The organism is Rhodococcus sp. EPR-157, from assembly GCF_001647195.1.
Lineage (GTDB): Bacteria > Actinomycetota > Actinomycetes > Mycobacteriales > Mycobacteriaceae > Rhodococcoides.
On sequence record NZ_LVCV01000209.1, the window covers coordinates 1 to 11050 of the forward strand.

At 64.0% G+C, this 11050-nt stretch carries 10 protein-coding genes and 2 pseudogenes; 5 read left to right on the plus strand and 7 right to left on the minus strand.

Translation table 11 applies throughout. From position 1 onward, the window contains the following. The 4 genes and pseudogenes from A2J03_RS09680 to A2J03_RS09695 form a co-directional block, all read right to left on the minus strand. A pseudogene (locus A2J03_RS09680) lies at nt 1–434 on the minus strand (HAD family hydrolase); the annotation flags it as partial. Continuing rightward, entirely contained in the window at nt 431–2758 is a 2328-nt protein-coding gene (locus tag A2J03_RS09685; protein ID WP_068372732.1) for a phosphoribosyltransferase, read from the minus strand. The pseudogene A2J03_RS09680 and the gene A2J03_RS09685, both read right to left, overlap by 4 nt. After that, nucleotides 2755–3912, minus strand: coding sequence for an HpcH/HpaI aldolase/citrate lyase family protein (locus A2J03_RS09690; protein ID WP_068372737.1), 1158 nt, complete (start codon nt 3910–3912; stop codon nt 2755–2757). The genes A2J03_RS09685 and A2J03_RS09690 overlap by 4 nt, the downstream gene beginning before the upstream one ends. A 28-nt stretch (nt 3913–3940) precedes the next feature. Beyond that, nucleotides 3941–5044: a hypothetical protein gene (locus A2J03_RS09695; protein WP_068372752.1), complete on the minus strand. Its 1104-nt coding sequence runs from the start codon at nt 5042–5044 to the stop codon at nt 3941–3943. Nucleotides 5045–5276: 232 nt separating this feature from the next. Between A2J03_RS09695 and A2J03_RS09700 the strand changes: the two genes are divergently transcribed. Then, a complete protein-coding gene (locus A2J03_RS09700) occupies nt 5277–5852 on the plus strand; it encodes a TerD family protein (RefSeq protein WP_068372740.1) in 576 nt (191 codons plus the stop codon). 107 nt (nt 5853–5959) lie between these two features. Beyond that, the gene (locus tag A2J03_RS09705) at nt 5960–7072 is read left to right on the plus strand and encodes a DUF475 domain-containing protein (RefSeq protein WP_068372744.1); all 1113 of its coding nucleotides are present in this window, start codon (nt 5960–5962) and stop codon (nt 7070–7072) included. Between the two features lie 75 nt (nt 7073–7147). Here A2J03_RS09705 and A2J03_RS32035 read toward each other — a convergent pair whose 3' ends face one another. The 3 genes from A2J03_RS32035 to A2J03_RS09720 form a co-directional block, all read right to left on the minus strand. Further along, nucleotides 7148–7513: a helix-turn-helix transcriptional regulator gene (locus A2J03_RS32035; protein WP_082897734.1), complete on the minus strand. Its 366-nt coding sequence runs from the start codon at nt 7511–7513 to the stop codon at nt 7148–7150. Between the two features lie 120 nt (nt 7514–7633). Beyond that, nucleotides 7634–8359, minus strand: coding sequence for a response regulator transcription factor (locus A2J03_RS09715; protein ID WP_231912469.1), 726 nt, complete (start codon nt 8357–8359; stop codon nt 7634–7636). Nucleotides 8360–8442: 83 nt separating this feature from the next. Continuing rightward, nucleotides 8443–9855, minus strand: coding sequence for a glycosyltransferase family 87 protein (locus tag A2J03_RS09720; protein ID WP_068372749.1), 1413 nt, complete (start codon nt 9853–9855; stop codon nt 8443–8445). A gap of 162 nt (nt 9856–10017) precedes the next feature. Here A2J03_RS09720 and rpsF point away from each other — a divergent pair, with 162 nt between their 5' ends. The 3 genes and pseudogenes from rpsF to A2J03_RS09735 form a co-directional block, all read left to right on the plus strand. After that, nucleotides 10018–10305 (plus strand): 30S ribosomal protein S6, encoded by a 288-nt coding sequence (gene rpsF, locus A2J03_RS09725; RefSeq protein WP_068372750.1) that lies wholly within the window; start codon nt 10018–10020, stop codon nt 10303–10305. Nucleotides 10306–10363: 58 nt separating this feature from the next. Next, nucleotides 10364–10912 (plus strand): single-stranded DNA-binding protein, encoded by a 549-nt coding sequence (locus A2J03_RS09730; RefSeq protein WP_068372751.1) that lies wholly within the window; start codon nt 10364–10366, stop codon nt 10910–10912. A 43-nt stretch (nt 10913–10955) separates the two neighbouring features. Then, nucleotides 10956–11050 (plus strand): annotated as a pseudogene (locus A2J03_RS09735) (30S ribosomal protein S18); the annotation flags it as partial.

Genomic DNA, 11050 nt, shown 5'->3' on the forward strand with positions numbered 1-11050 from the left:
GCCGGTTCGACGACGAGATAACAGAACAGGTCGTCCGCGGTTCGTCGCTTGAGTACCCACTCGCCGACAGCGCGTGCATCCAGCTCGGCACGGATCCGGTCGAGACCCACCTCGTGGAATTTCGCTCGCCACTGCGCATCGGGTTCACCGTCGACGAGGATGTTGCCGCCGTTGCTGGTGATGGCGTACCGCCACGGTGCACCCGGAAGGGCTATCCGCTGGAACTGTTCGATGGTGCGCGTCGTCGTCGGCACCACGACGGCAACCGAGGAGAACTTCTCGAGTCGGCTCGCGGCGTCGATGGTCATGTAGGACAGTGGCCCACCGTCGTACATCTCGACGCAGGTGACCGAGTCGTCGACGGGGAAGCCCAGCGCCGCACGCGAGTAGATCATCGTCCGATCCAGATCGACGGAAGCGAGAGTGCTTCTCACGTGACGTCCTTGATGAGTCCCATGCAGGAATACGCCAGGTCGGGCACTTCGACGACGGGGACGCCTCGGGCTTCGGCGAGCATGCGGATGTGCTTGTGCTCCGGAGCGGTCTCGTCACGTACGAGAACGCGCCACGGTACGCGGCGCAACAACACCCTCGTGGTCTCGCCGACGCCGGGTTTGACGAAGTTCACATGCGAGATCCCGAACTGCTGGCGCACCTTTTCCACCGACGCCCAGCCGCTCCAGCTGGGGGTTCGGTCCGATTCTGCGACTTCCGCTGCCGCCGTCTCCGCAGCCGTGCGTACTGAGGCGAACTGGCTGGACACCGTGTCGAGCAGGTGGTTCGACACATCGTCTGCGGCGAGATCGGCATAGTACTTTGCGCCGTGGAAGTCGCCGTCCCGGATGAGGGAATCGTTGAGTACAGTGCGCGAAACCAGTCCGGACACAGTCGAATTGAGGCATGCAGAGGCGATGAGGAAGTCGTCCCTCGTGCCGTAGGTGCGGGCGCAGTGCCCGGGATCGGCGAGGACGGCCAGATCGTCGTCGAACTCGGCGCCGTCGAACTCCGCCAACGCCGCCGAGAGTTCGCGGGCGATCGCGCCCTTTCCGGTCCACCCGTCGACGAACACGACCGAACGCGAATCGTGATGATCGGCCAGGTAACGCAGCGCCACTGCGTCGATGCCGCGGTCTCGCACGATCGAGACCGCATAGTGCGGAAGTTCCAGTCCGTGCATCTCGAATGCCCAACGCCGCATGAGGATGCCGACCGGTGTTCCGGCCCGTGCCAGCGATGCGAGCACGATGTCGTGACCGCGTTCGGCGAGGACGAGCTCGGTGACGGTACCCACGGCAAGCGCAAGACGAGATGCACTGTCGTGCAACACGGTTTCGAACAACTCCCGATACGCCGAGTCCGGCTGGTACTCGACGGGCAAGGATTCGGCGTAGTGCGCGGTACCTTCCTGAATCTTCTTCTCACGTTCGGCGATGTCGGCTTCGAGTGCTACCGCCGAAAGATCCTTCAGCAGCCAGGTGACCTCGTGTGGGGCGTACGAGCCGAACTCGGGGCCTGTCAACGGTACGGCTCGACGTGACACCGTCAGGGCCGCCGGATCCGCACCGCGAACGACGACGACCAGCACGTCTGCGCCCGACGCCGCGATCGTTCTGGCCGGACCTGTGGCATCGAACAGCACCTCGGTGTCGGCAGGCTCGTCGACGACCAACACGATCAGCGCGTCCTCCGGTCCCGACGCGTTGTAGACGTAGCGAGCTTCGGCTTCACCGAGTTCGGGTGCGAGAAAACGGAACCCGCGACGAAGCGGGTAGCCGGACTCGTCGAGCACGTATGCCGGGGACCGAGTCGTCGTCTGGAACAGCGCAGGATGTCCCCGGTCGGCCAACGCGGACGCGAGCCGCAGCGGCAGGTACATCAGTTCCTCATGGCCGAGGACGATGACGGCCCGACCCGTTGTCACCGCGGTTGCGACGACGGCTGCCACGTCGGCGACGGCGGTTTCGAAGGGTGCGGCGTCGGTCGCGAGGAAGCCATGCCGACCACCGTCGGGAACGGCGGCCGGCCAGGAGGCATCGACGCGGGTGACGGTTCCGGCGGCCGCGCTGACCGGGTTGTACTCGGGGTCGGGAAGGCCGGCGACCGAGGCGACCAGATTTTCGTCGAGCGCAACGCTTCCCTGAGCGAGGCTGACGCTGTCGATCACAACGCCGAGTTCTACTGCAACGGAATCTGATTCGCTCCGGTGCTCGGGCGTCCGCATGTCGACGAGGGAGGCGATGACGTAGTGGGTGCGCGGGGTGACGGCGTGCATCGAACGTACCGCTTCGAGCGCTGTCGTCCCGGTGGAGATTTCGTCGTCGACCAACACGAGTGGGAGTTGCGGTGCCAGGACTCCCACCGAAGTGGGAAGCAGGCGGTGATCCGTCGCGTGCGAATGGCCTTCCTGGAACTCGGCGTACACATCGGTGCCGGGGACGTTGCGACGCGTCGAGTGCAGGTAGCAGTGTGCGCCGAGTCGGGCGGCAACACCGTGCCCCAATCCTGTTGCTGTCTCCGCGAATCCGAGCACGTCGACGTCCGAACCGCCGACAGCGGCGAGTACCAGATCGGCGAGCCGATCGGCCGCGTCCGTGACGACTGCCGGGTCGACCGGGATGTGCTTGCCGAGTACTTCGGAGACCAGGAGGTGCGCACGTCGGGGGTTGCGGCGTAGGCCGGGGCGTACCAGTGTCTCGACCGACCACGGCGAGGAACTTCCGGTCGCGGTGAGACGAATACCCGAGGTGGGGTCGCTCATCGGCCCGCCAGTTCCGTCAGCAGGTCGACGAACGTGATGCCCTCGTTGGTGACGCCGAATGCCTCTGCCCGCAACAGGGTTTGGCGCGCCCAGTTTCGGTGGGGGCCGAGCTCGTTCATCTTGTTCCGGTAGCCGGACGCGCGAACGCCTCCGGCGTCGGACTCCAGAATGTCGACTGCATCGTGGTACTCCTCGTGGGTGACGGCGGACAGTGCGTGCACTGCGGCGACATGCGATGGGTGGATGACGGTCTTGCCCTGAATTCCGTTGGCGCGGTCGAGGGAGACCTCGCGCAGTAGCGCATCGAGATCATGGCTGACGAGTTGCTGACGGAAGCGGACGGCTTCCTGCTCCGCGAACGGCGTCTGGCGGAGCATGGGGCGAAACATACGCTCGTGGTCGGCGAAGTACTCCCAGACGGGACCGGTGATGACGAACCCCGAGTCGTTCGTTCGCGCAAGATGGTTGACGATGGCGCTGATCGCATCGGCGACGACGCGGACGTCGTAGATCGTCAGATCGCGATCGCGTCGGATTCCGAACATGCCACACATGTCGGTGGCACCGATGCGGACGGCGAGGACCTGATCGCGGTGTCGGTGCAGCAGTGCACGAATGGCGACGAGTTCGGCATCTCTGGTTTCGCGAAACACGATCTCGGGGGATTCGAGAACCGGCATGGCCAGCAGTCTCCGCCCGTGCGCGACCGATGCGTCGGCAATGGCGTCGAGGAACGCGCCGCCTCCGGCTGCCGTGAATTTCGGAAGCACGAAGCCCGCCAGCGAGGACGTGCCCGGGCCGATCGACTCGCAGATGCGGCTGATCTGCTTCGGATTGCGAGCGCGCACGAACACGAGTGCCCCGAACACGTCCGTGGATTCGAGAGTGTGAAGCGTGTCGACCGTGTTGGTGATCGCTTCTTCGAGGTTGTGATCGGCGACCGCGTCTTCCAGATCGATCACGAGGGAGCACACGCCCTCGGCGGATCGCTTGACGAGTGTCTCGGCGAGGTCCGGCCGAGTCGCAGGCATGTACAAGGTGGCACCGAGAGCCGTTGCGATGACTGCCATGTCGCCCGCAGTGTCGATCTGTTGCGGCGCGCGCAGGAACAGCCGGTCCAGCACTGCTGCGTCGAGATGTCTGAAGTGTTGCACCGATGTCCTTAATGTCCGTGGCGGGTGATCAGCGAGCCGAGCCGCGCATTCGGTCGATCACTCCGGTGATGAAGCTGGAAATGCTGTCGAGATCTTGGAGATAGGACCAGTAGTCGGGGTGCGTTCCGGTCAGTGCTGCGTTGGCGCGGTCGATTCGAGCCAGCTGAGCATCCAACACCGACCCCCATTCGGCAACCAGACCGCGATTGACCGCAAGTTGTTGTGCGTCGCGCAACGTGAAACGCACCGCTTGTTCTTTGCGTGTTGGGTCCGATTTCACCTGGCGGAGCATTGCGAGGCGCTCGGTCACCGCGTCGACGAGCTTCTCCGCGTCGCTCAGATGTGCGCGGGCCTGCGCGATGTAATCCAACGACTCTTCGGGATTGCCGCACTCGGCCGATGCACGTGCCGCGGACAGGTCTTCCTGCGCCTGTTCGATGTGGCGCGCGCTGAGGCGTTCGTTGCCGGACAGGTCGGCCGAACTCGCGGCGTTGAACTCGCGCAGCAGCGAGGAGAACGCAGGCGCGAGGCGGTCGAACCGCGTGTTCACCGCTTCGACCCTGGTGCGGACAGATGCCAGCGCCGATCTGGCCTCGTTGGTGCGGCCGGGTGCAGCAGCGACGGCTTCCTCGAGCGCGGCCGCAGCTTCCCGCACGTTTGCTGCGGCTGTGCGTGCGCCGAGGGCATCTCGAGTACTCATCACGGTGTCGAGTGATGCGACCGCGGCATCGACGGCCCGCCATGCCGAGCGGATGGACGGATAGTCGGTGAACGCGGGATCCGCGGACGCTACGGCCAACTGGGCTTTCTCCGCGGCGGCCTTCGCGTCCTGTGCGAGCCGAGGCGTCGCTGCGAGTGCCGACCGAGCGTGTTCGAGCGCGTCCCGGTGCGCGCTGTAGAACCGGTCGACGGCCTTGGCGGCTTCACCGAGCTCATGAGCTGCATTCTGGAACGCGGCCTGAGCCTGCGCCGTGACGATGCCGTCGAACTGCTCGACAGCCGCCAGATAGGCGGCGCCGGCGTCGAAGCATGCCTTCTCCGCCGAGGCCCACTGCGCCGAGAGGTCGCGTTCGGGAGTGACGCTACGGACGGCGTCCACTCCGGAGGATGCGATCGATTGACGCTTGTCCATGTCGAGGAACGCGGCCACCGCGCTGTCCTGTGCCGCGCGCGCACTGGGATCCGGCGCGCCGGAGCGGCGGAAGAGTCCAGGTCGGCGACTTGTCACTCGCCCGATAGTACTGACGGGAACTTCGCAGTGTGGGGTGTGCGTTGGCGTTAGGACAACCGACGTACTGGCACGAATCGGACACGAGACCACTACGGTGAACTCTGTAGGGGAACTCACTGCGAAAGGACTCTCAATGGGCGTCAGCCTCAGCAAGGGCGGCAATGTCTCACTCACCAAGGCGGCTCCGAACCTGACCGCTGTGACGGTCGGTCTCGGATGGGACATTCGTTCCACGACCGGCACGGACTTCGACCTCGACGCCAGCGCAATCGCGCTCGGAGCCGACAAGAAGGCCCTCAGCGATCAGCACTTCGTTTTCTTCAACAACCTCAAGTCCCCCGACGGATCGATCGAGCACACCGGCGACAACACCACGGGTGAGGGCGAGGGCGACGACGAGCAGATCAAGGTAGACCTCGCTGCCGTTCCGCCGAACGTCGACACGGTCACCTTCCCTGTCTCGATCTACGACGCCGATGCGCGCTCGCAGTCGTTCGGTCAGGTGCGCAACGCGTTCATTCGCGTGATCAACCAGGCGGACAACTCCGAGCTGGCTCGCTACGACCTCAGTGAAGACGCCTCGACCGAAACCGCCATGGTGTTCGGTGAGCTGTACCGCAACGGCGCCGAGTGGAAGTTCCGCGCCGTCGGCCAGGGCTACGCCTCGGGCCTCGCCGGAATCGCCCGCGATTTCGGAGTAAACGTCTAGTAAAGCGCAGGTCAAGATTGGGACTACCCCGCTTCGTCGTTCATGATGAGGCGGGGATTTCCTATTTTGTCCTTTCCTTGCGCCGGTTACAGAAAGGCCACTAGCCCGTGGTTCTACGCATCTTCGGTTGGTCCATCGGAGTCACGATCGTCTCGGTGATCGTGGCGTTCATTTACGGGGGATGGCAGGCGCTGTTCCTGGTCCTCATCCTCGGCATCCTCGAGGTGTCGCTCTCCTTCGACAACGCCGTCATCAACGCGACGGTTCTGCGCCGGATGAGCGAGTTCTGGCAAAAGATCTTCCTGACGATCGGCATCATCATCGCCGTGTTCGGAATGAGGCTCCTGTTCCCGCTCGTCATCGTCTGGGCTGCATCCGGGCTCGGACCGGTTGCTGCCGTGCGGTTGGCGCTGAATCCGCCGCCGGACGACGCTGCGTACTTCGCAGACGGAAGTCCGAGCTACGAGACGCTTCTCACCGATGCGCACCCTCAGATCGCGGCGTTCGGTGGCATGTTCCTGCTGATGCTGTTCCTTGGGTTCATCTTCGAGGACCGCGAGATCACGTGGCTGAGCTGGCTCGAGAAGCCGCTCGCCAGGATCGGCAGGCTCGACCAGCTCTCCGTGGTCGTCGCCAGCATCATTCTCGTCCTCACCGCGGAGTTCCTGGCGGAGGACGAGAAGATCTCCACCGTCATGGTCGCCGGTGTGCTGGGCATGATTACCTACATCGCCGTCAACGGGTTGGGTGAGCTGTTCCACATCGAAGAGGAGGACGAGGAGGGCGCCGAGAGCACGTCTTCGGGCGGCCCGACGCAGCTGGCCAAGGCGACAGGCAAGGCCGGCTTCTTCTTGTTCCTCTACCTCGAAGTGCTCGACGCGTCGTTCTCGTTCGACGGCGTCATCGGCGCGTTCGCGATCACCGCGGATCCGATCATCATCGCTCTGGGCCTCGGCTTCATCGGTGCGATGTTCGTCCGTTCGATCACCGTGTTCCTCGTCCGCAAGGGCACGCTGTCGGACTACGTGTACCTCGAACACGGTGCACACTGGGCCATCGGTGCGCTGGCGCTCATCCTGATGGTATCGATCGGTGTGCACATCAACGAGATCATCACCGGACTCGTCGGAGTGTTCTTCATCGGTGCGGCATTCGTCAGCTCCGTGATGCGCAACCGCAAGTTGGACGCGAAGGGCGCGGATACCCACGTGCACGTCTAGTCCGTTTCAGCACTGGGGGCTCCGCCCCCACTGGCGCGGTTGAGTGCACTCCTGTGCACTCAACCGCGCCACTTGCTAAAGCTCCGCGATGTCGATGAGACCGTCCTGCAGCGCCCGAGCGACGAGAGATGCCTTGCTCGGGGCGGGTCTGCCGACGGCTGCGTACTTGCTGCGTATACGGGTCAGATGAGTGTTGACCGTCCCGAGTGATAGGTACAGCAACCGTGCGACCTCGACTTTGGAATCGGATCGAATCCATTCGGTGAGTACCTGGATTTCGCGCTTGGTCAGCATCGGCCGCGGCCGAGTCGGGCGGGACTGAACCTGTGGCGCCGGAACCTGGACGGCCGGGGGAACGAGCGAGATAGTTCGCCGCCGGTGGAGCTCGGTGGCCTGACCGCCTGTCGAGACCATCGCCGAGGTGTCGAAGTTGGCTGTCATGTGGTGTCCCCCCGAGTTGTCGAGGTTGTGCCGGGGCACAACCAGTACTGACGATTTTCACAGGAAGCTGCCAGGTTGTCTGCCCGGAAAACTAGGGGCATTGAAACTACAACTAGCTATCTATTGTTGCGGCGACACGTCGGATCGTGGTGGCAACTCCGGCATCGGAAGCCAACCGTCTTCGACGGCGCGCTTGTAGAGGTCGGTCTTGGTCGGTGCCGGACGGCCTGCTTCGGCGTACTTGTTCCTGATTCGAACCAGGTAGTCGTTGACGGTCTGCTCGGAGAGTCCGGCCAGCCTCGCCACACGTCCCGCTTTCTCTCCCGACGCGTACAGCGCAAGGACCTCGCGTTGACGAGGACTGAGACCGACATCGGGAAGGTGAGGATCGCCGTCGATCGCCGCGGCCCAGTCGGTCGTGACGACCTGATTCCCGTCTGCGGCACGGCGAATGGCCGAGACGATGGCGGCGGCGGGCTCGGACTTCCGCACGACGCCCAATACTCCGGCGCGGGCTGCCGAACGGACGAGGAAGGGATTTTCGGCTCCCGTGTAGACGAGCACCTGGACGCCGATGCCGTGTAGCTTCTCGACGTTCGAGCGTGGTGACGATCCGTCGCCGAGACGCAAATCGAGTACGACGAGGTCGAGCTGTGGGCCCCGCAACAGAAGTTCGTCGACGGTGGTTGCCACCGCCACGAGGGCGAGGTCGGCTTCGTCGGAGAGAATTGCCTGCAGCCCGACCGCCACGGATTCGTGATCCTCGACCAGACCGATTCGGCGTAGGTGCACCTGCTCGGTCGCTCCAGTTTCGACCCCAGTCGATTCCCCGGTACCCAAAGTCATCTTCCGCCCCCTCGGCGATTTCGGCTTCCTGATCGATTGTCGAACGGAAGGGTCGGTTCGTTACGCGCCGCAGGCACGGACGTTCACGGTGCGGTCGTTGCCGGTGACGCACGAGTGTCGCGCTGTTCGGGAAAGTGCTCCCCGGGTGGGTCCTCGTTTCGCAGTCCGGCCCTCGCGAACACGAAGAACGCAACGACGAGGAGCAACGCACGGCCCCAGACTCCGACCTCGACGAAGAACTTTTCGGTGCCGGCGTCGGTCCCCTGGGCGAGTGCAGCGAAGTATTTGAAGACGCCGATTCCCATCGAGAGGTCAGCCACGAGGTACGCGACGACGAGTGCCCACGGCACCCTCAGGAGCACGAAGAACGGAATCAGCCAGAGCGTGTACTGGGGCGAATGGACCTTGTGCAGCAGCAGGAAGCCGCACAGCATCGACCCGCTCACTGCGACCCACGGGTACACGTGCTCGGTTCCTGCTCGGCGGGCTCCGAGCCACAGCGCCACCGCGAAGGCGGCGAAGACGAGAAGAGGCGACGCGATGTCGACGGTGTCCTGAAACGCAGCTTCCGCGTGCGCGTAGCTCTCCAGTGATGTCGCGTCGGTGACGTAGAGCTGCCGGAGTCCCCAGTACCAGATCGAGTTGGTCGTGATGTCGGCTTGGCGCAGCGTTTGAAAAGCGAACGACGCACGCCAGCCCTCGTACCCGAGGATGGCGAACGGTGCGTTGATCGCGACGACGGTTGCGGTGGCCGCAGCGAGAACCGCCAACCCGCCGCGGATGTCGAGCTTCGTTCCGGCGACTCGGCCTGCCGCTCCGCCGTACGCGACGAACGCCGCCAACGGCAGCACGAATGCGCCCGGGTAGAGCTTGAGACAGAACCCGATGCCGAGCAGAACGGCGGCCACCATTGCCTTCACGCGTAGCGGCATTCGTGAGGTCATCACGAAGACTGCGCCGACGGCGGTGGCCACCACCGGCAGTTCCCAGTTATGGAACGCGTAGAGCACCAGCGGTGGACCCACCGACCAAAGCAGTGCCGCCTTGCCGGCCAACCGGCTGAGCATCCAGGCGGTCAGCAGCCCGAACGGAGCGAGCAGCAAGGCCGAGTACAGAAGGAACTCGGCGTCGGTGTGGGCAGGGATTGCGCCGACCCACATCAGAACCCCACTCAGCACCGGGTATTCGACGGTCCCGCCGGTCAGCACACCGTTGGAGGTGATGGCACCGTCGAGATAAGGAAAGACGTGGTTGTCGATGTCTCGGCCGAGCCATAGGAACTGGATGTCGGAGTAGCAGACCGAACTGTCCTTGACGGCATCGAACACGGTGCTTCGGCCGTTGTCCAGGAACGGAGCGACTGCGCACCTCGCCTTGTTCAGGTAGCCGAGCAGCAGAGTGAACGCACACAGGGCGACAACGACGATTGTGGTGGTCGTCGACGTTCCGGGTCCGCGCGGGCGCAGCCCACGGGACCACTGTCCACCCGATTGCATGCGGTCAGCCTATGTTCTCGCGTGGCGGGGGTTGGAATCGTCGACTGATTTCCCAGGTCAGGGCCTGCTCGTGTACCCTCCAAGGGTTGCTGACGCAACGACCCTCCTGCCACGGATAGTCCGTGGCCGTTTTCACTAGTCCACAGGAGGTGATGAGGTCTTATGCGTCATTACGAATTGATGGTCATTCTCGACCCCAACCTGGACGAGCGCACCGTCGCTCCGTCTCTCGACACGTTCCTCAACGTCGTTCGCAAGGACGGCGGCAACGTCGACAAGGTCGACGTCTGGGGTAAGCGTCGTCTGGCTTACGAGATCGCCAAGCACGCCGAGGGCATCTACGCCGTTGTGAACATCAACGCCGAGCCCGCCACCGTCAGCGAACTCGACCGCCAGCTCGGACTCAACGAGTCCGTACTGCGCACGAAGGTCCTGCGACAGGGCAAGTAATTGTCGTTGCTCGCCTCTAGGCTGGCATCAACAAAGACTTACTACTGAAAGAGGAACCATGGCAGGCGAGACCGTCATCACCGTCGTCGGGAACTTGACGGCAGATCCAGAACTTCGCTTCACCCCGGCCGGCGCGGCCGTGGCCAACTTCACCGTTGCGTCCACTCCGCGCACGTTCGACCGTCAGTCCAACGAATGGAAAGACGGAGATGCACTCTTCATGCGCTGCAACATCTGGCGCGAGGCTGCGGAGAACGTGGCCGAGAGCTTGACCCGCGGCGCGCGAGTGGTCGTAACCGGACGGCTCAGGCAGCGTTCGTACGAAACGCGTGAAGGCGAGAAGCGGACTGTCGTCGAACTCGAGGTCGACGAGATCGGTCCTTCCCTGCGCTACGCCACGGCCAAGGTCAACAAGGCCAACCGCGGTGGCGGAGGCGGAGGCGGCGGATTCAGCGGCGGCTCTGGTTCCTCAGGCGGATCAGGCGGAGGACGCTCCAACTCCGGCTCGGGATCCAATTCCGGTGGAGACGACCCGTGGGGCAGTGCACCCGCGGCTTCCGGCTCCTTCGGCGGATCACGTGGCGGGGACGACGAGCCTCCGTTCTAGATCCATTGCGATCGAGAACAACCAGATGTAACGGAGACACACCATGCCCAAACCGCCATTGCGCGACAAGGTGCTCAAGAAGAAGGCGTGTTCCTTCTGCAAGGAAAAGAACACGCAGATCGACTACAAGGACACGAC